The organism is Streptomyces sp. NPDC058664, from assembly GCF_042716635.1.
Classification (GTDB): Bacteria; Actinomycetota; Actinomycetes; order Streptomycetales; family Streptomycetaceae; genus Streptomyces.
On record NZ_JBHXRW010000020.1, the window covers coordinates 115,475 to 137,446 of the forward strand.

Consider the following 21,972-nt stretch of genomic DNA (forward strand, 5'->3'; position numbering starts at 1 on the left):
GTTCAGCGGCCGGAAGCACCGTCCGGGCGACGCAGCGTGAGGGCCAGGGTGTCGTCGGGGTGGTGGACCACGGTGTGCATGTCGTCGGCGATGGCGCCGGGAATCTCGTGGATGGGCCGTCCCGCGTTGCGGGTGGCCGATGCGGCGAGGCGCTGTTCGCCCTCCAGGGGGTCCCTGCGGCTCTCGGTCAGACCGTCGGTGTAGAGCATCAGCAGGTCACCCGGGCGGAGATGACTGTGCAGGACCTGCTCGCTGCCCGGGAGGGGGTATCCCACGCCGCGGCCGGGTACTTCGAGGTACTCGGTCGGCCCGTCGGTCCGTACGACGAGGGCCGGGGGGTGGCTGCCGTTGGCCAGGAGCAGTTCCCCGCTGGCGGGGTTGATCCGGGCCAGCAGCACGGTCGCCATCAGCTGGGGATCCATGCCGTTGAGGACTTCGCTGGCGCGCCCGACGATGGCTTTCATCGGGTAGCCGTCCAGCGCGAGCGTACGCACGGTGTGGGTGACGTCGAGCGCGGCCCGGGTGCTGCCCACTCCGTGGCCCAGCGCGTCGACGACCGTGATGTGGACGCTGCCGTCGGGAAGGACGAACCAGTCGTACAGGTCACCACCGGTGGGGGCGTCGGTGTCGGCGGGTGCGTAGTGGACGGCGAGTTCGAGGCCCGGGACGCTCAGCGGCGCGGGCCTCAGGGCGTCCTCCAGCTCGCGCAGCATCTGCCCGTGGGCACGGCGCAGTTGCTCGTCGCGTTCCTCGAGCTGGACGTAGAGGGCGAGGACGCCGCTGTTGGTCTCGTCGAGTTCGGCCTTCAGCTGCTGGTGGTCGGCGGCCAGGGCGTCGAGGTCCGTCAGGAGGGCGGCCAGTTCTTCCTCGACCGCTTCTTCCTCGACCGCCTCGTCGGAGGCGGCCGCCTCCGTGACCTCCCGAGGCGAGGGGAGAGCGATGCGCCACTCGACTCCGCCTTCGGTGGTGACGGGGGGAAGCGGCAGCTTCGCCAGGCTCCCGGGGCCGCTCGGCAGGGAGAGGGTGAGGACGAGTGTCGGCGTGTCGGGGCCGGCCGGTTCCTCCCGCGGTCCGCGCCGGGCGGCGATACGGAGGCTCTGCCCGTTCTCCAGGCCGGCCCGGGCCACCGCCACGACGGAGGCGGTGAGCCGGGCGCGGGTCCCCGCCGGGAGCCCGTACAGGCCGGCGAGGCGGCGCACGGCCCGCCGCACCTCGGACAGGGTGGACAACAGGTTTTCGCCGTAGGTGTGTTCGATCATCGCAGTCCCGTGAGGCTGAGTGCGGTGGCGTCGTCTCGTGACCGGCGGTGGCGGTGGGCCACTGCTGCCGGCAGCAGTTCGGCAGGAAGGCGGAGCAGGAAGGGGGACGGGTCGTGCGACCAGCGGGACTCGATGCCGTCCGAGTGCGCCAGGAGGATCTGGCCCGGTTCCACGGCCGCGGTCTGCACCTGCGGTGTGGGCAGGTTCCATCCGACGACTCCCGGCCTGCCGTCGAGACGGCGCCGGACGTGGTGGACGGACAACAGGCACAGCCGGATGTTACCGACTCCGCAGAACTCCACGCCTCCGGGCGTGAGTCGGACCAGGCCGACGGCGGCGCCCCGGGTGCGGCGCAGGGACCGGTGCAGCGACCGCATGATGTCGGGGAGCGGCTGGTCGCTCATGTCGCGGAAGACGTGCAGGGCGCTTCGGGTCGCCCGGGCCGCCGCCTCTCCGTGGCCCAGACCGTCCACGACAGCGGCCGTGAGGCCACCGTCCGTTTCGAACACGGCACAGCCGTCACCGCACTCCTGCTCGCCGTCGGCGGGCAGGCACACCATGCCCGTGCCCGGGGCGGTCGTTCCGCCGACGGCGCTGATACGGGCCGATGTGACCGTTCCCTCCGGCACCTCGGTGCGGATGAGGAAATCGGTGGCCACTCGGCCCACCGCCCCGAGGCCGGTGCCCAGGGTGCCCGTGGTGGTGTACCCGTCGGTCAGACACCGCTGGAGCTCGGCCATGCCGGGGCCGCGGTCGACGGCGAGGATCTCCAGCCCCTCCCCCATCGGCAGCGGCTGCAGGTAGACGATCCCGTCGGTCGCGTGCTTGTCCAGGTTGCTGGCCAACTCGCTCGCCACCGCGGCTGCCCGGTCGGGCCACGACGCCTCCATGCCGCAGCGCACGGCCATCTCCCGGGCGTGGGTGGTGGCCAGGTGCACGGCGCTGTAGTGGTCGATCGGCACGTGGACGGTGGGCGGCCGCGGATACGGGAGAGGAGTCACCGGTCGGACCACCGGACGGCGATCACCGTGGTGCCCTGACCGGGCGCGGAGCGCACCTCGAACTCGTGCATGAGGCGCCGCGCTCCTCCCAGTCCGTGACCCAGTCCCCCGCCGGTGGTGAATCCGTCCGTGAGCGCCCCTTCCAGGTCCGCGATGCCGGGGCCCTCGTCCCGGACGGTCAGGCACAGACCCGTCGCGCCGGCCCGCCGCAGCCTCTCGATGGAGAGCACGCCGCCGCCTCCGTGGACGAAGGCGTTACGGGCCAGCTCGCTCGCCGCGGTGACGATCCTCGTCTGGTCCACGAGGCTGAACCCGAGCTCCTGTGTCGCGGCCCGCACGGCATGACGGGCCCGCAGCAGGTCCTCCTCGGTCCGCACGTGGCACTCGAAGGGGGTGCTGCCGTTCGTACCTCCGGCGCCCCTCGGGTCGCGGGAGGCGGCGAGGGAGCCTCGCTGGGCTCCGACCTGCGCGCCCGTCGCCGTCGCCGTGGCGCTCCCTGCCCTCCTGGGTGGTCCGCCTGACCGTGTCGGCCCTGACTCCTCGGAGCGCATCACGCTGACATCCCATCCACCGTCGGTTGCCCCGGCACCGGTCCCGGGCCGGTCTTCGACCAGCCCAGGGCAGCCATGCCCTGCTCGGCGTTGAGCGCCGTCTCGACGCCGGTGAGGTCGATCCCCAGCTCCACCAGTGTCACGGCCACGGCCGGGTTCATTCCCGCGACGATCACCCGCGCCCCCAGCAACTGGGCCATCGTGCTGAGTTCCATCAAGGCACGCGCGACGAACGAGTCGATGATCTGCACCCGTGAGATGTCCACGAGGACGCCCCGCGCGCCGTCGTCCGCGATGCGGGTGGTCAGCTCCTCGGCCAGCGCGACGGCCGACGTGTCGTCCAGTTCGCTGAGCAGTCCGGTGACCAGGGTGTCTCCCAGTCGCAGGATCGGCACACGGGCGGCTTCCGGTCGGCTCATCGCTCCACCTGCCCGTGCCCGGTCCCCCCTTGCACCGCGCCCACGGCACCCGTGGCGGGCTCCTGCCGGGTCAGTTGCATGGCGGTCGCCAGCGCGTCCGCGAGGCTGGCACGGGTCAGGATGTCCGACAGGTCGATGCCCAACTGGACGACGGTCTGGGCGATCGCCGGCCGGATACCGCTGACGATGCACTCGGCGCCCATCAGCCGCACCGCCTTCACGGTCTGCATGAGGTGCTGGGCGACGGAGGTGTCCACGGTGGCGACACCGGTGATGTCGATGATCGCGACCAGCGCCTCCTCCTTCTGGATGGCCTCGAGGAGGCTCTCCATCACGACCTGGCTACGGGCCGTGTCGAGGTTGCCGATCAGCGGAACGGCCAGAACGTGCCGCCACAGCCGCACCACCGGCGTCGACGCCTCGAGCAGCTGCCGGCTCTGCCGCCGGATGATCTCCTCGCGGCCCTCGACGTACGTCTCGAACGACAACGCGCTCGCCGCGTCCAGAGCCCGGTTGATCAGCACAGCGGCCTCGTACAGATCGTCCGTCTCGAACGACTCCTGCCGCACGGCCTCCAGGAGAGCTTCCTTGAGCCCCAGCACCGCCAGCGAGGTGGCCGTGGGAAGCGCCCCTCTCCTCGCCCGGCGCAGCGACATGTCGACGACCGTCTCCCGCAGTTCACGCTGCAGGGTGACCACGTGGTCGACCGGGACGTCGCTCCCCATGCCCGTGCTCAGAGCGGCGACGAGCGCGTCGGCCTCTTCGCGCAGTTCGGCCTCGTGCACGGGCTGCCCGTCGGGATCGGCACGCTCCTGCTGCAGCTGTACCCATCGGTCGGCGATATCGGCGCCGCGCCGCGTCAGCACCTCAGCCAGACGATCCCGCACGACGGACTCGGTGGAACTCATCTTCGCCTCTCAGACGCCCTCTGCCTGCATGATCCAGCCGCATCGACGACTCGCCCAAGATGGTAGCCGTACGACAACTATTCGAGCAGCCCCGGCCGCCGAAGCCGAGCACGCGCGCGGACAGGCGGGGCACGCCACCGCGCCTCGCCCTACGTCACAGGTCAACGGCAGCCCACCGAAGATCTCTCCGCACCGGTGTGGGCGTATGCACAGGTGGGACCGGTGGGCACGGAGGCGGCGGTCCGACCCGTGCGGCCCTCGGCCTGCCGGCGGCACTGATGCAACCAGAACGGCACTTACCGTGTGCAAACGGTCTCAGCGGGCAGATGCACACCATGTGTACACCAAGAGGCCGAGCAGGGGGTTCCCTTCATGACAACGGGTGAGACGGTCACCGTCCGGAAGGAGACCCTGGAGCAGCGTCGTGAGGTGACGGCGGCCATGGCCCGTGACCAGGTACGCGGCATCCTCGAGGAGCGGTTCTCCCAGGAGCGGCCGGCGACGGGCGAGGACATCGTCCTCGCCGACGCACTGCTGGTGACCTCCGAACTGGTCACCAACGCCATCCGACACGGTGGCGGCGTCCGCGCCTTCACGCTGTCCGTCGCCGACGAAGGCCTCTGGATCACGGTCACGGACCGCAACCGGGACCGACCCACCGACACTGCCGCCGATGCGGGAGGACCGCGTCCCGGAGGATTCGGCCTGCGGCTCGTCCGGCGCCTCAGCAAGGACGTCACCATCACGCCCGCGCCCGGCGGGAAGTCCGTCCACGCACTGGTGCCGTTGGGGTGAGCCGACCCGGTGCTCCGCAGCCGCCCGCACGCCGGCCCGAAGCGATGCCCTGCTCCGGAGCGAGCTCACCGGCAAGGAGGCCGGGACCGGACCGCGGGCCCGGACCACGCCGCTGCTCGAGAGGGGTCACATGGCCAGGCGGCCGATGTCATGAGGGTCGACACCGGTCAACCCGACGATGCGCGGAGCGGGAATGCCCGCCGTCAACGCACGGTGGACGAGCGCCTCCCGGTCCTGGGTCGTCTCCCGGAAGTCGAGCAGCTCACTCTCCATGTCCGTGACGGACTGGGGCGAGCACTCCTGCTGCACCCGGAGCGCTTCGTCCTCACCCAGAGGGAGCGGCAGCCGCTCCGCACCCTCGGGGATGAACGTCTCCGCCTCGGCAGGCAGGATCCTGACCTGATCCGAAGAGATCGTGGCGTCACTCTCTCGGGTGAGCGTGGGGAGCAGAGGGTCGGGCAGGGGCAGATGATGCACCTTCTCAGAACCGCGGAACACGTCATGGAACGATGGACGACACCGCTCTGGTCCCTGCTCCTCCCTCCGAAACAGCGACACGAGGAACTCGTGGCGATACTGCGTCGGCAGTGTGACGACAATGCCTTGATCCTGAGCAGACAGCGTGTCGTGATTCCCAACACCTTCGTGATCGAGCTGCTCCCGGAGATCCACCGCCGGCTCACGGCCTGCGATGTACCGCTGGAGCCCTGCCTCGTGAACGTCGTGTGCCGGCATGCCGCCGAGCAGGGTTACAGCTTCGTCGGACGGGTTGCCGTCGTTCTCCGGCCCGCGGCGGGCGAGGCGACCGTCCGGTTCCGGGTCCACAGCCGCATCGCACCGGCCTGACACGACGTCAGTCAGTGGTGTTCGTTCCTTCCCGAAGCCGCGCCAGGGTTCACGACAGGAGGCGGGAGACGTGTGAGGTCGCGCTGTAGCCGTTGGAGGCGATGCGAGCTTCGACGACCTCTTCCTCGGTGAGGTTCATCAGTGCCGCGAGTTCGCCGGCCTTGGGAGCGCGACCGAGCCGGGGGCCGATTTCCTCGGTGGCCCGGGCGAGTCCGACGCGTGCCTCCCGGAGGCGACGCGGAACGTGCACGGCCCAGGAAGTGTCACGGAAGAACCGCTTGCTCCCACCCACGATGTACGGCACGGCGAACGAGGCGAACCGCACCCGTGGCGAGCCGGCCGAGGAACATCCTCGTCGGATCGCGGGCGCCCTTCGGCGCGACCGTCCGCGGGGAGACGATGACCGGCAGCCCCGTGACGGCGGTGCCGGTGAATCTCCTGGTGGTCGTCGTCATGTTCGCCCTCCCCTGTCCACCGGCCCGTGTCGTCCCCCGACAGGCCGGTCAGTCACGCTTACCCCCGCATCCACACGTCACACTCCCCCTGTGCATCACTCCGCCGCGACGTCGCGGAGTGTGACAAGTCCGTTTCGGGGCAAGTGTGCGTCTCAGACATCGTCCATGCCGTACGAGGAGGGGCTCATGCGGACACGCACCGTGCGCCTGAACACCGGACCACCGGACCACATGGCTTTCACCAAGCGACCGGAAGCCGTCGCACAGGCTCGGGAAACCGCCCGTACGTTCATGAGCACGCTCCACCCGACGATGGACGCGCAGGCCGTCGCGACCGTCGAACTCGTGGTGTCCGAACTCGTCACGAACGCCGTACGCCACGCACGAGGTGCCGCGGGCTCCCTGCGCCTTCAGGTCCGGACGGACTCGATCACCGTCGACGTCACCGACTCGGACCCCCGGCCGCCGCAGGAACGGACGCCCGACTTCACCGGCGGTACCGGCGGCTTCGGCTGGCCCATGGTGCGCGACCTGGCCACAGCCGTCACCGTCACCACGAAGCCGAGCGGCAAGACCGTCCGAGCCGTCCTCCCCCGATAACACCGGTTGACAACGCATTCATCGCCCGCCCCCGGGCACATGGCACGAAGACAACTCGTTGGAACGGCAACAGAGATGAGTGTGATGGCGTGTCCTTCTCCGACCACCCTGCGATGCCGAGCGATTCCGCGCAGACCGCCCCGGCCACGGGCGGGAAGCGGAGCAGCGGTCTGGCGATCGCCTCGCTCGTCCTCGGCATCGCGGCGATCCTTCTCTTCTGGACCGTCTTCGGTGGCCTCGTGCTCGGCCTTCTGGCCCTGGTGTTCGGCATCATCGGCGCGCGCAAGGTCCGCGCCGGGCGCGGCCGACACGGCAGGATGTCCCTCATCGGTGCCGTTCTCGGCGCCCTGGGAATGATCGCCTCCGCCGTCATCCTCGCCATCGGCGCGTCGATCCTCGACTCGGACGAGTTCAAGAACTTCGACGACTGCGTCGAACGCGCCAACTCGCAGAGTGAGCGCGACGCGTGCGCGAAGGACTTCGGCAACGAGATGAACGACTGACTCGCTTTCCGCCCGTGGGATCACACCGGGCGGACCGAAGGCGGCCCGGCTCCGTGCGACGCGGAGCCGGGCCGGCCGCTTCTCGCGGTGCCGACGCCGCACCCGCGCGTGGTCGACACGCCCGTTTGCTATCGAGACGTCCGACCTGGGGCGGTCCCGGCACGCACCGCATGCCTGGCGCAAGGCGCCGGAGCATGCTCTATAGCCGAACGGCAACAGTTGCATTCCTTCAACTGCCGCCCCTGTGCCATCAGTTATTTGCGGATCACAACACCGCGGTCATAGTCTGCAACGTAGCGCTCTGTCCTTATGCCTACCCGCAGGAGGCCGCTGTGCCGTCGCCAGCCACCGCTACGGACAATCTCGAAGCCACCACCGCTCAGCTCAAGGCGGAACTGCCGTATCTGGAAAAGCGACGAGCAGCGCTGGAAGAAGACATCGCGGCAGTCACACTGCGGCTCGAATCGGTGCGCACGGCCCTCGCCGCCCTGCAGGCGCTGTCCGCCGCGAAAACCGCCTTCGTCCCGGGCGTCGAGGCCGAGGCGCACATCCCGGCGGCGCGACCGGCTACGGACGGGGAAACCGAGACGGCGGCGGCGAAGGTCCCGAATGACACGGCGGCGGCCGGGAGGAAAGGCGCACCTTCCCTTTCCGATGCCGACGGTCTCACCGACCAGGTGATCGCCGTGCTCGCCGGCAAAGCCGGTACGCCCATGCGAGCCAGGGAGGTCGCCGCGGTGATCGGCCGCGACGGCTCGAACGGCGCCATCAACACCGTACGCTCCACCCTGGACCGCCTGGTCGCGACTTCCCGCGCGCATCGGGCGGGTCGGGGTCTCTACCAGGCACCCACGACCTGAGGACCACCACCGACAAGTCCGCGCGGGGCCATGAAGCCACGGTCCCGCGCCGCGGTGCGCCGTGCCTACTCAGGCCTGGCCAACGACCACCCCGATACGTCCGCAAGCCTGCCACGCCATACCGGCAGGGTGAAGGCGCCCTTCACCGCCGTACTCAGCGTCGCGTCCCGCAGGTGCACCCAGCGGGGCAGGTGCTCGGGCAGCTGCCCGCGGGACGTCTCGTCCACGACCTGGTCGACGCTCTCGGGAAAGTCGGCGATCAACTGCGCCCCCTTTCCGCCCAGTCGACGCACGCTCTGCGCCCATTCGGCCTTCCACGCCTCTTGCGTGATGAGGTCTCCACAGACCACGCCGCCCGGCATGGTGAGTGTGATCGGCAGGCTCGAACGCGGTTCCGTCTCAAGGAGACGGATGAGCAACTGCAGCTGGATGTCGAGCAGTGGCTCGACCGTCGTCCCCGTACCGGTCACGGCCTCTCGCTCGGGGGTTGTCACGAGGGGAACCGCCTCTCTGCCTGGTCCTTCTCTCTGCGCACCGGCACGTCGAGCCGTGCCGGTGACGGGCCCGGTCGGCCACCGGCCTTCCCTACCCCGCCCGAGCACGCCCAACCATCGGCACACAACACGGGCGCCGGTCGTTCACGCGAGCCCCGCACGGCCGAAGAAACCCGCGTGCCCCGGCGGCAGCTGCGTGAGGATGCGGCGCAGCAGCTCGTCGTCCACCACGTCCGCCACAGAAGCGAGCACCGCGGTGACGGCACGCCTCGCCTGTGCGACGTCCATCTCGTCGCGCAGGGCCACCGCTTGGACGAAGCCCGACGGTGTGAGCGGCTCACTCGCCGCTCCCGCGTCCATCAGCAGGCGACCGCATTGGCGCGGAAGCAGACGGCCGAGGTCTGTGCGGTCGGTGCCGACCAGATGCGCCCCGAGCACCTCCAGCACACTGTGCACCGCCCCGGCCGCTTCCGGCCGGTGAGCGTACCCGCCGCGCTCCTGCACTCGATCAAGCAGTACTTCCACGGACTCTTCCACGGCCGCTCCTTCCCTCGGTCGACCCCACGAAGGGCTCGACACCCCCGCCATCACGGAGGGTAGTGACGCGACTACCCGGAATTACGGGCAGTAATCCTGCCCCGGGCACACGAGCGGGTGGAGCGAGACCGGACGGCGCACCACGCCGCGCGGACCGTCCGGCTCCTCCGGCAGTCACTACGGCTCCGGTGCCGGCTCCGGGCGGCCGTGCCAGTCGAGACAGAGCACCATCGCATCGTCTTCGGCGTCGATGGGACCGCGATGCCCGGAGAGCTCCTGGAGCACCGCGCGGGGCACTTGTGACGGTGGGAGGAGACGGGTGTTGGTCATCGCGCGCACCAGGGCCCGCTCGCTGTAGCGCTCGCCCGCCGGTGATGTCACGTCGTAGACGCCGTCACTGACGAAGAGGAGCCGGTCCCCCGGTTCCGCCTGGAAGCGCTGCGCGGTGTAGATGGTGTCCTCGAACATGCCGAGCGGAAGCTGCGCCTCGAGTTCCATCGGCTCGGCCTTGCCCTCCCTCAGACGCCACATCTTGGGAGAACCGGCGTCGATGACCTCGGTTTCCCCGGTCACCAGGTCGAAGCGCAGAAGCAGTGCGGAGAGATGGACGGCTCCCTGGTACTGCCCGTAGATGGCCTGGTCGGCCAGGAACGCCTGATCGGCGAGGGACAGGCCGGCACGGCGGGCGTTTCGCAGCGCGTTGATCGCGAGGTTGGTGAGGAGGGCCGCCTCGATGCCTTCTCCCATGCCGTTGCTCACGGTGAGAGTGAGGTGGTCGGCGGAGGTGGACCAGTCGAAGTTGTCACCGTGGACCGCGTAGGCGGGTTCGAGCTGGGCACCGAGTTCGTACTCGGGGCGGGTGCAGGAGCGGCCTGGCAACAACTGCCACTGCATCTCCGCGGCGAGTGTGAGGCGGTCGGCGCGACGGGCCTGGAGATAGACGTCGGTGTCGCGCTCGGCGACCACGATGGCGTGGCCGAGGACTTCGGCGACGTCCTCCAGTTCCCGTGCGGTGACGCGGTCGTAGGAGTCTGCCGGCAGCACGACGGTGAGGATGCCGATGCGGTCCCCTCGCACGCTGATGGGAAGGTGCACGGTCACCGGGTCGGTCCCGTCGGCGGTCTCGACGTATGGCTCCTGTGCGCCGAAGGCCCTGCCGGGGGCGCTGGTGTGGACAGGGATGGGGTCGACGGTATAGGGAAGCGCGCTGACGGGTTGCAGTATGGTCATCGCGTAGTCGGCCATGAGCAGGTCGACGGATTCGGCGGCGTAGTGGGCGGTGAGAGTCTCCCGAACCGCTTCGAGAAGGCCGTGCGGCGCGGCTCTTCGCAGTGCGCGTTCCACGACCATGAATCTGTCCACCGTTGGGTTCCCACCTATCCGAGATGAATGAGGAAAATCTCATGCCTCAGCGACTGACAGAGCCATTGTGCAGTGTCACAGTTGAGGGCATGCGTTCCGAGACTTCCCCGCACCGTGATCGGGATGCTGTGGCGCAGACCACCCGTGGGGTCATCGAACTGCTCGAAGTGCTCTGGAGCCAGGGCCGGGACATGGCACCGACCGCTCCTGTCTCCTCGTCACAGCTGCGCGTGCTCTACGTCCTGGAGCGTGACCGGGGAATCAACCTGCGCACCTTGGGCGAGGCACTCGGCTCGGCACCCTCCTCGGTGAGCCGGATGTGTGACCGACTGCACGCCCTGGGATTCATCAGACGCTCCCCCAGCCCGGCCACCCGGCGCGAACTGGAGCTGCGTCTGTCGAGCCATGGGGAAACCTACCTCAAGGATCTGAGAGCCCGCCGCGAACTCGGGCTCCTGAAGATCATCACGTCCATGCCGCCCGAGGACCAGGACGCCCTCGCGAAAGGCCTGAACAGCTTCCGCGCGGCCGTCGAGGCGACCGGCCCGAAGAACGGGGGGCGCGTGGCAGCGGCGCCGTGGAATCCGTCTGACGCCACCCCCGGCACCGGTCCGGGCAGAGCGGGTGGTGGTCCGTCCTCCGCGGCATCCGGGGTCTCGCTCAGGCGCCGAGGCCCACGCCTTGGAGACACGGGGACGCATGGCGGTGATGTCCGGGATCAAGCGAATAGCGCCGGTTAGTGTGCACCTGGCCTCGTCAGCTCTTCGCCGGAGACGCTTCATGACACAGGACGCTTCATGACACAGGAACAGCCTGCCGCCGACGCTCCCGCCACCATCGCGGCGAAGCTGGCACTGGAGCACGAGGACGGCGTGCCGGTCGTCCGGGTGACCGGAGGAACGGGGTTCCCCGCGCAGCTCGCCATCGTGGGGCCGGACGGAGAAGAGCTGGGCACCTACACATCCGACGCGGTGGCCCGGAAGCCTCGTCCGTTGTCGCTGAGGCCCGATCCGGGCAATGCTCCCGACGCGCTCAGCCGGGCGGAGGAGGACGGGCTGGTCCCCTCCCTCGTGCCTGCGGACGAGTCCGCCGGACTGCCCGCCTCACCCGTCGATCTCCAGGCGTCCACCACTCCTCACGAACGCTGAAGCCCGAGGGAACCCGTCCCCGTCAGGCGGCCCGGTCCCGCTGCCCGCAGATCCAGGCGAGGGCGTCGTGGGCTCCACGCACGTACGCGTGGCTGTCCTCCGGGATGGCAGGGCCGACCAACTGCACGAGAGCCGCATCCACTTCGGCGGTGAGCAGCGGCAGGTCCGGGCTGCCACACGCCTCCGCACCGGTGATGGGCGAGCGCTCGGTGCGGCTCATCGCCCACTGGTACGCGGCAGCCGCGCCGGCGCGGAACTGCGGTGTCTCCGACGTCCGTTCCTCCACGCGGCCGAGGGCCAGGTCGACTTCTGTGTACGTCCGAACGCCGATGCGCGGCTCACCCTCTGCCGTATGCGCGGCCATATCGCTCCACTTCCCTTCCGGGGCCGGTGCCAGGCTGTCGACCCCACCACGGCACGGGGCGGCCCGTCCCCGAGGGGCGGACCGCCCGGCGTCGTCCATCGGTCCGGTCAGACCGGCATGCCGCCGAAGGGGCCGCCGGTGCGGTAGTAGATGCCGATCTCCTCGCGGTACTGCTGGTCGGCGAGATGCTTGTCCGAGTGGAACTCCGGCGCGGCCTTGATCTGTTCCTTGGTGCGGTCCACGTAGATCGTGTGCTCGACGAGATCGACCCGGGTCACCGTGCTCGCCGGGAGCAGCACCTCCTTGCCGAAGATCCACACCCCCGTGTCGACCACCAGGTAGGCGTCCCCGACCTCGTCGGAGTGCTTGTCCACCTTCCCGATGTGGCCGTCGGTCGCCTCGACCCTCCACCCGGTCAGATCCGTGCCCGCCAGATGGCCCGACGTCTCCGCGAAATTCCACGCGTTCTCGCTCATGTGAAACGCACTCCTTTTCCGCATACGATGAACACCCCCGTTCCCGGGGCACTTGCGCATGTGTTGTTCAGTTGTTGTTGTTCAGTCGGCCTTTCGCCGACGTGGCTCCCGGCGATACCAGCGGTGCCGCCCGTCCTGGTCCGGGCCGAAGATCCGAGCAGCTTCCGCGACCCGTCACAACGCCTCGACCATGAATTCACCTCCGGAACTCCGGGTGCCCCGTCGAACCGATCACACACCGAACCGGGCAGGGCATTCTTCGAGGACCACCCTGGTTGGGACATTCCGGGAAGTACGACGCTCAGGCAGGAATACTTTCGGCAGAGCGGGCAGACGACAAGGAACAGATCCGCCCGATGCGTGCCGCAAGAGCGTCCGCCTCCTCCAGAGGTGCACAACTGTTCATGGGAGTGACGTCCGTATGGACCTCGCGGGACCGCAGGGCCCTCTCCACGAGCTGTCGGTCCAGGTGACCGAGGCCGCAGAGGCTTTGGTGACCGCATGGACGAAGGCATCTCGCACCGCATCGCCCCGGTTGTCGGCCCTCCAACTGGAAGCACTGATGATCTTGCGGCACAAGCCGGGCATCAACCTCACCCGGATGGCCGTTGAAATCGGTGCGGCTCCCCCTGCTGTCAGCAGGTTGTGCGATCGCCTCGAAGCAGCCGGCCTGTTGCGCCGCGAACCCGGCCGCACGAGCCGGCGAGAGATCGGCCTGGTCCTGACCGCAGCGGGAGACGGGCTGATCGATGCTCTGCTCACCCGCCGATACGCGTGCTTCGGCGAGGCACTGAGCCGGATGCCGGCAGTACGGCGTACGGAGCTCCTGGCCGGATTGCTGGCCTTTTCGAACGCCGTTCGACTCGCCGAATCCGGCCAGACGGAGGATTACTGAGGATCACCAGCGTCGCCTCTCGAGGGTGAGGACGGCCTTGGTGATGGACGTGAGTCGGCCGGATCGTGCTCGCGCAGCGTCTTGAGCAGGCCCGGCGCGCCGCCGCGCCGCCCGGCGGCTGGCCACGGCCGCCGAAGTGGAGACCACCCAGGGCGGCCACCCCGTCGAGCCCGAAGAGGCCCGAGGCCCGATCCGCATCCGCATCCGCATCCGCTGCGCAGGCTGACCGGGGCCCATATGCGTCGCGCACGCCAGAGCCACATGACAGGTCCGGATTCGTTTTCCTACCGGCGCAAGGGGCAGCCGCATGGTGGGTGTCGATGAAGGGACAGTCATGAGTACCGGGGAGAAGACCAAGGCCACGACCGAGCAGGTCGTCGGCAAGATGGTGCGAAAGCTTGCCCATGCGATGGGGAAGGACGGCACCGCTGCCAAGGGCGCGGCACTGGAGGCCCGTGGCAAGGCCCGGGCGGCCAAGGAAAGCGCGAAAGACAAATTCCGTCACTGACCACGTGCGCTCGTCGCCTCGCCCTCTGCCGAGCGGTCACGCGGGGCCCGCTCGGCAGAGGACGCGCGTCGCCTGATGCGGCACCAGAGGCGCGGGACAGGCCGTCTGAAGACACCGTTTCCAGGACGGGAGCGGATGGATCCGATAGTGCGAAAAGGTACGTTTCGCTGTTCATCGGTCACTGCACACGGAGCTAGGCTCGCGCCGTGGGACAGCCTGAGCAGCGCGCCGAAGGTGCAGGACCGTTCACCACCCGACTCACGTGGCACCGCTCCGAAGGGGCAACGGTGGTGTGGGAGTCGCGGCTCGCGCGGAAACGCGGGGCGCTGTCGGTCCGCGCGCAGGGTGGCACGGTCACCACGTCATCCGCTGCCGACGCCGAGGCCCTCGGCCGCCTCCGTAGGCTCAATGCCGTCGCCTCGACCGCGTTCGTGATCGGCGGAGCACTCTTCGCGCTCGGAGCCGCCGTCGCTCAGTTCGGCTCGGGCAGCGACGCCGTCGAGAGTGCGTCGATCTACTTCGCGGGGGGCCTGTTCTTCAACATCGGGGGTTACACCTCGCTCTTGCAGGTGCTGAACGCGCCCCGTCACTCCCCCGAAGGCGGTCGACTTGTCACGGCCGGCTGGAGGTGGTGGGGATACGAGCCGATGCGTTTGGACTGGCTGAGCACGTTCGTGCTGTTCGTCGGCACTCTCGTCTTCGCCGTCAATCTGCTGGACTCCTTTCTGCAGGGGCTCACCACGCAGCAGATCAACCGACTGATCTGGACGCCCGACGTGGTCGGATGCGTGCTGTTCCTGGTGTCGGGGCATCTCGCGTTCGTCGAGATCTGCCATCGGTCCCGGCCCTGGCCCTGTCTTCGCTCGCGCAGCCTCGGCTGGTGGGTCGTCGCCGTGAATCAGTTCGGCTCGGTGCTCTTCATGGTCTCGGCACTCGCCGCGTTCACCCGGCCGGACACCGGAAGCCTGATCAACACCGGCATCGCCAACTGGGGGACGCTGTCCGGCGCACTGTGCTTCTCGATCGGGGGCGTGCTCCAGGCCTTCGAGCGCCCCTGAGGGTTACGCCGGGCCTGTCTGGCCGGCTGCCGTCCGGCGTGGTGTGGTGTGGAAGACGGTGGAGGGGGGCCGGCCGGTTGCCGCTCAAGCCGCAGGGGACCGCCGCTTCGCGATGGTCGTCGCGTCACAGATATGGACTCGTCTGCGACGAACGATGTCTCTACCCTGAGTCGGAGTGGGACCGCGCGTGGTCCTGCAGGTTGCGTGCCGTGGCAGAGCGGTCCAATGCGATCGCCGTGGGGGATGGCCCCTCCGCGGCGAGTGACGGAGACGGGGCGGCCTTGCCCCTGTCTGTCTCGCGGGTTCGAATCCCGTCGGCACCGCAACCGTGCTGGCTCGGCCGAGCGCCATGCGCCGCCCCGCCGGAAGGGAACACCCCCCTCGGCTTGACCGTGATCGTCGCGGTACGACCACGCGGCACTCTTGTTGTTCAGAGGCTGGTCGGCGGCATCCTCACCGGCAGCAGCTCCGGGCGCCGGGCGGCGCGGCCGTCGCCGGAGGAACGGCCGCGCAGGCGTCGGAGCACCCAGGGGCCGAGGAACCCGGCGGCCCAGCGCAGTTCGGCGGCTGCCGTACGTACCGCGCCGGCGGTCCCGGCCGTGTCGGGCGCCACTTCCCTGGTCCACGAGTCGTCGCTGCCCGGCAGGTCGAGCGCGTGCGCGAGGGCGGCGGAGATCCGGTCGTGTCCCAGCGAGCTCGCATGCAGTCGGTCCGCGGCCCAGAGACGCGGATCGGTGGCGGCGGCGTGCGGAGAGGTCTCGGCGAGGGCGACGCCGTGCCGGGCCGCCGCCAGCCGTATGCGGTCGTTGAGGGCTGCGATCCGGGGTGCGACGGGGCGCGCGACAGGCGCGATACGGGCGATGTCGGGGAACGTGACGGTCGCGACGCGTGCACCCGCACCGGTGAGCGCGGCGAACATGGCCTCCACATGGGCAGCGGTCTCGTCCGGGTCGAACCGGGGTCGCAGCAGGTCGTTGACCCCGGCGATCACCGTGGCGACATCGGGACGGAGGGCGAGCGCGGGGCCGAGCTGCTCCGCGCGGACCTGTCCGGCGAGCCGGCCCCTGACGGCCAGGTTGGCGTACCGGAGCTCGGGGCTCACCGCCGCGATCCGTTCGGCGAGGCGGTCCGCGAAGCCACGCAGCCCGGTGATGTCGTCGCCGTCGCCGACCCCCTCTGTCTGGCTGTCGCCCAGCGCGACGTATCGCACGTACTGACCGTTGCTCATGCGCAGTCCGTCTCTCCCGCGGCACCAGCGTGCCGCACCCGGAAGCGCATACTACTCAATAAAGTGAGTAGTCATGTCGATGAATAGATGGAGCCTGACGTACACAGGTGGGACCCCACAGTCGCACCGCCGACGGCCCTCGCGCCCCGCCTGTCCGTCCGCCCGCCCCCCGGCGCGCCCGCCGAGGTTCTCGTGCAGCTGCGCGCCGACCGCCGTGCCGATGTCTGGGTGCCCGCCTTCGAGCGGGACCGGGTCAAGGTCCTTGACGGCTCCCGCCCCAGCTTCAGCCTCACCCCGTCGCACGACATCGCGCGCATCTGGCAGTTGCGCCTCGCCGCGGCTCCGGCCGTCGACGAGTACATGGGCTCCGGACGGGACGAGACCGGCTTCGTCGACCTCGGCGACGTCTTCGGCGCCCGTCGGTGACCGCCGACTGGGCGGTACGGCTGTCCCCGGCCGCCGCGAAGACGCTCACCGGGCTCTCCGCACCAGCCAAGGGGACGGTCCGCGACGCCCTCGACATCGCGGTGCGCTCCCCGTGGGGCCGGCCGCAGTGGAACGCCGGCGACCCCGAGGGCGAAGACGTGCGCGCCGCATCCATCGGGCAGCTGTCCGTCGTCTGCGTGATCAACCGTCTCACCCGGCATCTGTCCGTACCGGACATCGTCCGGATCGGGTAGCCACCCGCAAAGAAGCATCGTCCCCGGCCGGCATCGCGGCGCGGCCGCCGGGGACGAGCAGCGTGCGTGTGAGGGCGCGGATCGGTCGACGTGATCGGTCGGAGTCCGACGCCTTTCGGATCAGGACGGGATGCGGGCCCCCGCACCGCTGACCCTGATCCGCCGGTCACCCGCCCGCAGTTCCACTGTCAGAACACCGGGGCGTCCCATGTCCTCACCCTGATGAAGAGTGAGAACCGTCGCCTCCGGCACGATTCCGAGCTCGCGGAGGTACGCGCCCAACGCGGCGGCCGCCGCCCCGGTCGCCGGGTCCTCCACCACCCCGCCCACGGGGAACGGGTCGCGCACGTGGAAGACCTCCGCATCGGCGCGCCACACCAACTGCACCGTCGTCAGGTCCAGCCGGTGCATCAGGGCCTCCAAGCGGGCGAAGTCGTACGCCAGGAGGCCCAGGCGCTCGCGGGTCGCGGCGGCCAGGATCAGATGGCGGGCGCCCGCGAAGGCGACACGGGGAGGAAATGCCGGATCGAGGTCGCCGGCCGGCCAGTCGAGGGCGGCGAGTGCCTCGGCCAGGTCCTCGGCCGCGATCTCCTCGACGTACGGCTCGACGCTGGTGAGCGTGGCCCGCAGCGCGCCGCCCTCCCGCGTCACGGTGACCGGCACGATCCCGGCGGGTGTGCTGAACACCAGGTCCCCGGGGCCGATGCGCTCACCGAGGGCCACGGCCGTCGCGACGGTGGCGTGCCCACAGAAGGGCACCTCCGCCTTGGGGCTGAAGTAGCGGATGGTGTACGCGCGCCCGGCGTCCGACGCTCCGCCGGAACCCGCTTCGCCGGACGGAGCTGCTGTCAGGAACGCGCTCTCGCTGTAGCCGACGTCGGCGGCGGTCGCCAGCATCTCCTCGTCGCTGAGGCCCGTGGCGTCGAGGATGATTCCGGCGGGATTGCCTCCCTCGGGATCGTCGGAGAAGGCGGTGTAACGCAGGACCTCGGGGGTTACCCGTACGGAGTTCATGCCGGGGGAACGGCACACGGCCTCGGCTTGATTCCCGGCTCAAGGACCATGCCGACATCCCGTACCCGCCCAGCCCTCCACGCGGTCACCGGTTCGGTGCCGTGCGGCCGGCGACAGCCGGCGCCAGGCGGTCTGCTCAACGCCGAATGATCACCGGACACCAGCACCTGGGCCGCCTGGGCCGCCGCGGCGACTACGGCGGGCCGGCCTGTTGGGTTCGGACAAGCCTCCTCGCGGGCAGCAGCACCGACCGAGTCCTGCACCGCGCGCTGCAGGCAGCCCCAAGAGCGGGCCTCATGATCGGCCGAACAGCTCCCAGCCGCCGCTGATGGACAGCGCGGATCGGGGTACACGGGCGGGCATGTCGACGAAGACTGAACGCCTCATGTCCTTGCGGGCCGCACGGCAGCTGCGCCGGGTTCGCGCCTTCTACTCGGCCGGTGCCCTGCTGTGGGCGGCAGCCGCGGCCTGGACCGGATGGACCCATCCCGGAAGCCGGCAGATGTGGGTGTCTCTTCTCCTCCTGGCGGTTTTCGCCGGCCTGCTCGCCACGACCTCCGTCTGGCTGTGGCGCTTCCAGGCCGCCCCGGGCCCCAAGCCCGCGCATCACGCCGCCCCTGGCCGCGTACGCACACGGCACACCGCCTTGGGTCACGCACGTACGTATCACGCCGCCCCGTGACGCGTAGCCGCTCCACGCCACACGAGCGCCTGAGGTCGGTACCTCGACGCACCACCTTTTCACCGCGGCCCGATGCCATGTCAGAAGCCTTTCGGAGCACGATCATCACGGAGGATGAGGGAGCAGAACGACGCTCACACTCCGTCCCACGCGAGGAGTCCCTATGACCACCTTCGTCATCACCGTTCCCGGCACGTTCACCTCGGGCATCACCGACTCCGAGCGCGCCGCCCTCGAACGGAAGCTGGCCCCCCAGCACACAGACGTGAGCGAGAGCGAAGGCGTGAACCTGCTGACGCTGAACGAGGACGGCACGTTCGCCATCCGGCTGGAGGTCGAGGCCGCCGACCGTTACGAGGCGAAACTGGACGCGACGAGGCTCGTCTCGGCCGCACTGGGGGAGGCGGGAATCGCGGAAGCCGACGCCCCGCTCGGGCCGCCGGCCGTCACCGGCATCGACAGCGATCTCTGACGTGCCGGTGAGCGGCCGTCTCGGCTTACAAGGCTGATGCGGGGGCATACGGACAGCACCCTTCGAGAGGAGCCTGTTCATGCTTGGCATAGTTGCGGCGGTGCTGTTCTTCATCGCCTTCCTGATCAACGCGGCGGACATCAGCACCAACGACGCGTTCACCTCGGCGAACGTGATGCTGCTCGGGCTGACTGCCCTGGCCCTGCAGGTGGCGGGCATCGGGGCCGGCCGGAGCGTCAGACGGCGTTCCTGACACGACGCCGCGACAGCACTCGATTCCGTGTATTCCGAGTAGCTGCGGCCATGGGGCCCCGCTGGGCAGCGACGGGAGAGGTTCCCGTCGCGTCAAAGGCGGGGCCTTTCCGAACGTTCGGCAGATGGAAGACCATGCAGAGGTAGTTTTCACCTGCGCTGTCCCCGTATCGGCAGATTCTTGAGGCGCTGTATGGACGTACGGGTGAGGTCATGGAGGCCGTCGATGCCTGCGGGGCTTGTGAGGTTGCGGACGGGGCGGAAAGCGACGTGATCCTGTCTCGTCCCAGGATGCCCGTTCTGCGTGGTCGTGCGCTTCCACTGCCGCTGCCGTGCGCCTGGGCACATTCGGTCCGCGGCGGTACGCCGGAAGCATGACTGCACGACGTCCGTATCCGAGTGATCTGTCCGATGCCCGCTGGGAGTTGATCGAGCCGACGCTGTCCGCGTGGCGGCTCGGGCGTCGGGGCAGGGACCGAGTGCTCCTTGGTCCGAGTCGCGAGCTTGGGGCCCGGGGCGACGTCGGTGATGCCGGGTTCCTCGCAGAGTCCCCTATGCTCGCGAGGCGGTTGGTACGAGCAGTTCATTCGGGGGGGGCGCGGAGCCACATGGCCGACGAGATCAAGTACGAGCACAAAACCGTGCAGACAGTTCGCGGCACCGACGGCTTGGTGATCTCGAAGATGCAGAAGGACGGCTGGGAGCTCGTGGAGCAGACCCAGGGCATGGTGCGCTCCACCCTCGACTTCCGCCGGCCGAAGAAACCGCTGCCGCGGTTCCTGATCGGCACCGCGGTCGGGGGCCTCGTGATCCTGGCCATCGTCATCGGCGTGGCCGCGGCGCTCGAGGACGGAGACGGAGACGGGAACAAGGACGAGTCGAACAAGTCGGCGGCGGCCACTGCGAGCGCGGAGCCCTCCGAACCGTCGGCCCCGACAGCGGCCAGGTCGGCTGCCGCTGAGGTGATCACGCCTCGGAACAACTCGGAGTTCGCGGCGCTGTTGAAGACGCCGGACTCGTGCGACAACGCGAACCTGGACTTCGCGACCAAGTACAAGGGCAAGACGGTCGCGTTCGACGGCTCGATCGTGAATATGGCGCCCCACGGTGACTACGACACCCGCTACGACTTCCTCCTGGGCCCGGGTGACAAGGGACCGAGCACGGGGATCGGACCGGCCTTCCAGTACGAGGACGTCAACATCCTCAACCTGAAACTGACCGGCCGGAACACCCCCGACACCGTCCGCGCGGGCGATAAGTTCCGCTTCGTCGCCGAGGTGCGCGAATTCAACGCGAAGCAGTGCCTCTTCTTCCTCGAACCGGTCTCGACGGAAACCCGGTAGCCCAGGTGGGCAGCCGCGTCATCACGGACCAGCATGCCCGACCATTCCCTCCATGGTGATCATTTCCGGATTCGCGGGTCACTTGGCTTCCCGTAGATCGTTTTACTGAGAAGCGTCTCCGAAGGACGGGATACCGACGTCGCCTCCCCGAGTTCAGGTACAGCGGGGTGATCGTGGGTTTGTCGCCACAGGGTTTTGAACGCTTCCGCGACGGCCTCGCAGGTGGCCGCGAGGTCGTCGTCCGTGACCGCGGCGGAGACGAACCAGCAGGCCGTGGGAAGGCGTTGGCGTGGACTCCGCGTTTGAGGAGTTCGTGTCGGAAGGCGTGGGACCGGGCCCGGTCGACGCGCAGCAGGTCGCGGTAGTGGCGGGGTGGGGCGGCCGTCGGCGGTGAAGACGGTCTGGAACATGGCGCCAACGCCTTGGACGGAGCAGGGGATTCCCTGGTCGTGCGCCGCCTTCCGTGCCGTCTCCATCACCTGACGGCCGGTGTCGTCGATCCGCAGGAAGACTGCGGGACCGCCGAGTTGCCGCAGGCCACCAGGGTGGCCGTCACGCACAGCGGCGGCCGCGGAATCGGCTGTCCGTCGCAGGGGGGCAGAGATGGTGATCGTGGGAGAGCTCGTCCACGGGTCGGACGGAGAGCGAGGGCGGGCCGACGAAGCACTCCCCCAGGGGTGGTTCCGCCGCCGGCCGGCCTACCCGCCGGTTACTCGGCGGTGGGTACCCCGCGGAGCGCCTGGCCGACATGGGTCTGGCTCAGACCGACCGCGTGGGCGATCGTCTCCCTGTCGATGCCGCGTTCGTGTGCGGCGCGCATCGCGGCGTTCCGGCGGGCGACGCGGGCTCGGCGGCGGTCGCGGGACGCCGACCGTGCGCTGGAGAAGCCGTGCCCAGTACAGGAGCGCGCGGCCGGTCCAGAGGGTGAAGGGTCGGGGTGCGGGTGCGGTCGGATTGGCCAACAGGTCCCCCTCGCGATCGACACGGGTGTCGCTACCGAAGGTGACGGACCGCCATGTCCGGCCACAAGGGCGCAAAACCAGCCTCCGGAACAGGCGGGGCAGGTGGGAAGACCTCGGCGTGGGCGAGTGAGGGATCGCCCTGATCGCCGCCGCATCGATCAGGGTGTCGTGTTCCTGTGCGCGGGGCCCGCCGATGGCCGACGGGCGCGCACCGTCTCAGGCCGCGGTCGGCGGGTCGGCCGCCCCGGCGGCGCGGCGGTATTCGGCGTTGATGCGCTGGGCTTCCTCGAGCTGGTC

Annotated in this window: 29 protein-coding genes, 1 tRNA gene and 4 pseudogenes; 19 read left to right on the forward strand and 15 right to left on the reverse strand. The window is 69.6% G+C overall.

Annotated elements, in window-relative coordinates:
- Positions 1-2 precede the first annotated feature (2 nt).
- The 5 genes from ACFWUY_RS18410 to ACFWUY_RS18430 are packed head-to-tail and all read right to left on the reverse strand — an operon-like array spanning position 3 to position 4,138.
- Positions 3-1,259: a PP2C family protein-serine/threonine phosphatase gene (locus ACFWUY_RS18410; RefSeq protein ID WP_384108741.1), complete on the reverse strand. Its 1,257-nt coding sequence runs from the start codon at positions 1,257-1,259 to the stop codon at positions 3-5.
- Positions 1,256-2,260, reverse strand: a complete 1,005-nt coding sequence (locus ACFWUY_RS18415; RefSeq protein ID WP_384108747.1) for a SpoIIE family protein phosphatase — start codon at positions 2,258-2,260, stop codon at positions 1,256-1,258. Before ACFWUY_RS18415 ends, ACFWUY_RS18410 begins: the two co-directional genes overlap by 4 nt.
- A complete protein-coding gene (locus ACFWUY_RS18420) occupies positions 2,257-2,811 on the reverse strand; it encodes an ATP-binding protein (RefSeq protein ID WP_384108867.1) in 555 nt (184 codons plus the stop codon). Before ACFWUY_RS18420 ends, ACFWUY_RS18415 begins: the two co-directional genes overlap by 4 nt.
- Positions 2,811-3,230, reverse strand: coding sequence for an STAS domain-containing protein (locus tag ACFWUY_RS18425; RefSeq protein ID WP_384108750.1), 420 nt, complete (start codon positions 3,228-3,230; stop codon positions 2,811-2,813). Before ACFWUY_RS18425 ends, ACFWUY_RS18420 begins: the two co-directional genes overlap by 1 nt.
- Positions 3,227-4,138 carry an STAS domain-containing protein gene (locus ACFWUY_RS18430; RefSeq protein WP_384108757.1) on the reverse strand — a complete coding sequence of 304 codons (912 nt, stop codon included), beginning with the start codon at positions 4,136-4,138 and terminating at the stop codon, positions 3,227-3,229. Before ACFWUY_RS18430 ends, ACFWUY_RS18425 begins: the two co-directional genes overlap by 4 nt.
- A gap of 372 nt (positions 4,139-4,510) precedes the next feature.
- Here ACFWUY_RS18430 and ACFWUY_RS18435 point away from each other — a divergent pair, with 372 nt between their 5' ends.
- Entirely contained in the window at positions 4,511-4,933 is a 423-nt protein-coding gene (locus tag ACFWUY_RS18435; RefSeq protein WP_384108760.1) for an ATP-binding protein, read from the forward strand.
- A 126-nt stretch (positions 4,934-5,059) separates the two neighbouring features.
- Here ACFWUY_RS18435 and ACFWUY_RS18440 read toward each other — a convergent pair whose 3' ends face one another.
- Positions 5,060-5,491 (reverse strand): DUF6003 family protein, encoded by a 432-nt coding sequence (locus ACFWUY_RS18440; RefSeq protein ID WP_384108764.1) that lies wholly within the window; start codon positions 5,489-5,491, stop codon positions 5,060-5,062.
- On the opposite strand from ACFWUY_RS18440, the gene ACFWUY_RS18445 reads away from it, so the two are divergent.
- Positions 5,435-5,779 carry an FhaA domain-containing protein gene (locus tag ACFWUY_RS18445; protein ID WP_384108767.1) on the forward strand — a complete coding sequence of 115 codons (345 nt, stop codon included), beginning with the start codon at positions 5,435-5,437 and terminating at the stop codon, positions 5,777-5,779. The two genes, ACFWUY_RS18440 and ACFWUY_RS18445, sit on opposite strands and share 57 nt — an antisense overlap.
- A gap of 73 nt (positions 5,780-5,852) precedes the next feature.
- Here the strand turns inward: ACFWUY_RS18445 and ACFWUY_RS18450 are convergent.
- A pseudogene (locus tag ACFWUY_RS18450) lies at positions 5,853-6,098 on the reverse strand (sigma-70 domain-containing protein); the annotation flags it as partial.
- 322 nt (positions 6,099-6,420) lie between these two features.
- On the opposite strand from ACFWUY_RS18450, the gene ACFWUY_RS18455 reads away from it, so the two are divergent.
- From ACFWUY_RS18455 to ACFWUY_RS18465, 3 genes are all read left to right on the forward strand, one after another.
- Positions 6,421-6,834: an ATP-binding protein gene (locus tag ACFWUY_RS18455; RefSeq protein ID WP_384108771.1), complete on the forward strand. Its 414-nt coding sequence runs from the start codon at positions 6,421-6,423 to the stop codon at positions 6,832-6,834.
- 113 nt (positions 6,835-6,947) lie between these two features.
- Complete coding sequence (locus ACFWUY_RS18460; RefSeq protein WP_384108774.1) at positions 6,948-7,337, forward strand: DUF4190 domain-containing protein; 390 nt, start codon at positions 6,948-6,950, stop codon at positions 7,335-7,337.
- Between the two features lie 194 nt (positions 7,338-7,531).
- A complete protein-coding gene (locus ACFWUY_RS18465) occupies positions 7,532-8,197 on the forward strand; it encodes a hypothetical protein (protein WP_384108779.1) in 666 nt (221 codons plus the stop codon).
- Positions 8,198-8,262: 65 nt separating this feature from the next.
- Here ACFWUY_RS18465 and ACFWUY_RS18470 read toward each other — a convergent pair whose 3' ends face one another.
- The 3 genes from ACFWUY_RS18470 to ACFWUY_RS18480 all read right to left on the reverse strand — a co-directional run bounded on the left by ACFWUY_RS18470 (position 8,263) and on the right by ACFWUY_RS18480 (position 10,578).
- A complete protein-coding gene (locus ACFWUY_RS18470; protein ID WP_384108783.1) occupies positions 8,263-8,691 on the reverse strand; it encodes a hypothetical protein in 429 nt (142 codons plus the stop codon).
- Between the two features lie 144 nt (positions 8,692-8,835).
- Positions 8,836-9,228 (reverse strand): DUF2267 domain-containing protein, encoded by a 393-nt coding sequence (locus ACFWUY_RS18475; protein WP_384108793.1) that lies wholly within the window; start codon positions 9,226-9,228, stop codon positions 8,836-8,838.
- 177 nt (positions 9,229-9,405) lie between these two features.
- A complete protein-coding gene (locus tag ACFWUY_RS18480) occupies positions 9,406-10,578 on the reverse strand; it encodes a PP2C family protein-serine/threonine phosphatase (RefSeq protein ID WP_384108870.1) in 1,173 nt (390 codons plus the stop codon).
- A 101-nt stretch (positions 10,579-10,679) separates the two neighbouring features.
- Between ACFWUY_RS18480 and ACFWUY_RS18485 the strand changes: the two genes are divergently transcribed.
- Both ACFWUY_RS18485 and ACFWUY_RS18490 read left to right on the forward strand, forming a co-directional pair.
- Positions 10,680-11,330 (forward strand): MarR family winged helix-turn-helix transcriptional regulator, encoded by a 651-nt coding sequence (locus ACFWUY_RS18485; RefSeq protein WP_384108800.1) that lies wholly within the window; start codon positions 10,680-10,682, stop codon positions 11,328-11,330.
- Positions 11,331-11,387: 57 nt separating this feature from the next.
- Positions 11,388-11,738 carry a hypothetical protein gene (locus ACFWUY_RS18490; protein ID WP_384108806.1) on the forward strand — a complete coding sequence of 117 codons (351 nt, stop codon included), beginning with the start codon at positions 11,388-11,390 and terminating at the stop codon, positions 11,736-11,738.
- A 22-nt stretch (positions 11,739-11,760) separates the two neighbouring features.
- Here the strand turns inward: ACFWUY_RS18490 and ACFWUY_RS18495 are convergent, their stop codons facing one another.
- Positions 11,761-12,102 (reverse strand): hypothetical protein, encoded by a 342-nt coding sequence (locus ACFWUY_RS18495; protein ID WP_384108809.1) that lies wholly within the window; start codon positions 12,100-12,102, stop codon positions 11,761-11,763.
- 107 nt (positions 12,103-12,209) lie between these two features.
- On the reverse strand, positions 12,210-12,578 hold the full coding sequence (locus tag ACFWUY_RS18500) for a PRC-barrel domain-containing protein (RefSeq protein WP_384108811.1): 369 nt from the start codon (positions 12,576-12,578) through the stop codon (positions 12,210-12,212).
- A 421-nt stretch (positions 12,579-12,999) separates the two neighbouring features.
- On the opposite strand from ACFWUY_RS18500, the gene ACFWUY_RS18505 reads away from it, so the two are divergent.
- The 5 genes and pseudogenes from ACFWUY_RS18505 to ACFWUY_RS18525 all read left to right on the forward strand — a co-directional run bounded on the left by ACFWUY_RS18505 (position 13,000) and on the right by ACFWUY_RS18525 (position 15,362).
- Positions 13,000-13,473, forward strand: coding sequence for a MarR family transcriptional regulator (locus tag ACFWUY_RS18505; RefSeq protein WP_384108814.1), 474 nt, complete (start codon positions 13,000-13,002; stop codon positions 13,471-13,473).
- Between the two features lie 109 nt (positions 13,474-13,582).
- Positions 13,583-13,699 (forward strand): annotated as a pseudogene (locus ACFWUY_RS18510) (DUF3253 domain-containing protein); the annotation flags it as partial.
- An 81-nt stretch (positions 13,700-13,780) separates the two neighbouring features.
- Positions 13,781-13,981, forward strand: coding sequence for a hypothetical protein (locus ACFWUY_RS18515; RefSeq protein WP_384108879.1), 201 nt, complete (start codon positions 13,781-13,783; stop codon positions 13,979-13,981).
- Positions 13,982-14,187: 206 nt separating this feature from the next.
- On the forward strand, positions 14,188-15,039 hold the full coding sequence (locus tag ACFWUY_RS18520; protein ID WP_384108817.1) for a hypothetical protein: 852 nt from the start codon (positions 14,188-14,190) through the stop codon (positions 15,037-15,039).
- Between the two features lie 204 nt (positions 15,040-15,243).
- Positions 15,244-15,362: transfer RNA gene (locus tag ACFWUY_RS18525), tRNA-OTHER, on the forward strand.
- Positions 15,363-15,469: 107 nt separating this feature from the next.
- On the opposite strand, the gene ACFWUY_RS18530 is transcribed toward ACFWUY_RS18525, so the two are convergent.
- Positions 15,470-16,267: an SGNH/GDSL hydrolase family protein gene (locus tag ACFWUY_RS18530; RefSeq protein WP_384108819.1), complete on the reverse strand. Its 798-nt coding sequence runs from the start codon at positions 16,265-16,267 to the stop codon at positions 15,470-15,472.
- A gap of 87 nt (positions 16,268-16,354) precedes the next feature.
- On the opposite strand from ACFWUY_RS18530, the gene ACFWUY_RS18535 reads away from it, so the two are divergent.
- Both ACFWUY_RS18535 and ACFWUY_RS18540 read left to right on the forward strand, forming a co-directional pair.
- The gene (locus ACFWUY_RS18535; protein ID WP_384108822.1) at positions 16,355-16,693 is read left to right on the forward strand and encodes a DUF6247 family protein; all 339 of its coding nucleotides are present in this window, start codon (positions 16,355-16,357) and stop codon (positions 16,691-16,693) included.
- Positions 16,690-16,947, forward strand: coding sequence for a hypothetical protein (locus tag ACFWUY_RS18540; RefSeq protein ID WP_384108825.1), 258 nt, complete (start codon positions 16,690-16,692; stop codon positions 16,945-16,947). Before ACFWUY_RS18535 ends, ACFWUY_RS18540 begins: the two co-directional genes overlap by 4 nt.
- A 120-nt stretch (positions 16,948-17,067) precedes the next feature.
- Here the strand turns inward: ACFWUY_RS18540 and ACFWUY_RS18545 are convergent, their stop codons facing one another.
- Positions 17,068-17,961: a PhzF family phenazine biosynthesis protein gene (locus tag ACFWUY_RS18545; RefSeq protein ID WP_384108873.1), complete on the reverse strand. Its 894-nt coding sequence runs from the start codon at positions 17,959-17,961 to the stop codon at positions 17,068-17,070.
- A 361-nt stretch (positions 17,962-18,322) separates the two neighbouring features.
- On the opposite strand from ACFWUY_RS18545, the gene ACFWUY_RS18550 reads away from it, so the two are divergent.
- The 5 genes and pseudogenes from ACFWUY_RS18550 to ACFWUY_RS18570 all read left to right on the forward strand — a co-directional run bounded on the left by ACFWUY_RS18550 (position 18,323) and on the right by ACFWUY_RS18570 (position 20,713).
- Entirely contained in the window at positions 18,323-18,643 is a 321-nt protein-coding gene (locus ACFWUY_RS18550; RefSeq protein ID WP_384108828.1) for a hypothetical protein, read from the forward strand.
- Positions 18,644-18,806: 163 nt separating this feature from the next.
- Positions 18,807-19,115, forward strand: a complete 309-nt coding sequence (locus ACFWUY_RS18555) for a hypothetical protein (protein WP_384108831.1) — start codon at positions 18,807-18,809, stop codon at positions 19,113-19,115.
- A 79-nt stretch (positions 19,116-19,194) separates the two neighbouring features.
- A complete protein-coding gene (locus ACFWUY_RS18560) occupies positions 19,195-19,368 on the forward strand; it encodes a hypothetical protein (RefSeq protein ID WP_384108834.1) in 174 nt (57 codons plus the stop codon).
- 373 nt (positions 19,369-19,741) lie between these two features.
- Positions 19,742-19,840, forward strand: a pseudogene (locus ACFWUY_RS18565) (IS5/IS1182 family transposase); the annotation flags it as partial.
- A gap of 135 nt (positions 19,841-19,975) precedes the next feature.
- Positions 19,976-20,713 carry a DUF4839 domain-containing protein gene (locus ACFWUY_RS18570; RefSeq protein WP_384108876.1) on the forward strand — a complete coding sequence of 246 codons (738 nt, stop codon included), beginning with the start codon at positions 19,976-19,978 and terminating at the stop codon, positions 20,711-20,713.
- Positions 20,714-21,891: 1,178 nt separating this feature from the next.
- Here the strand turns inward: ACFWUY_RS18570 and ACFWUY_RS18575 are convergent.
- Positions 21,892-21,972 (reverse strand): annotated as a pseudogene (locus tag ACFWUY_RS18575) (MerR family transcriptional regulator); the annotation flags it as partial.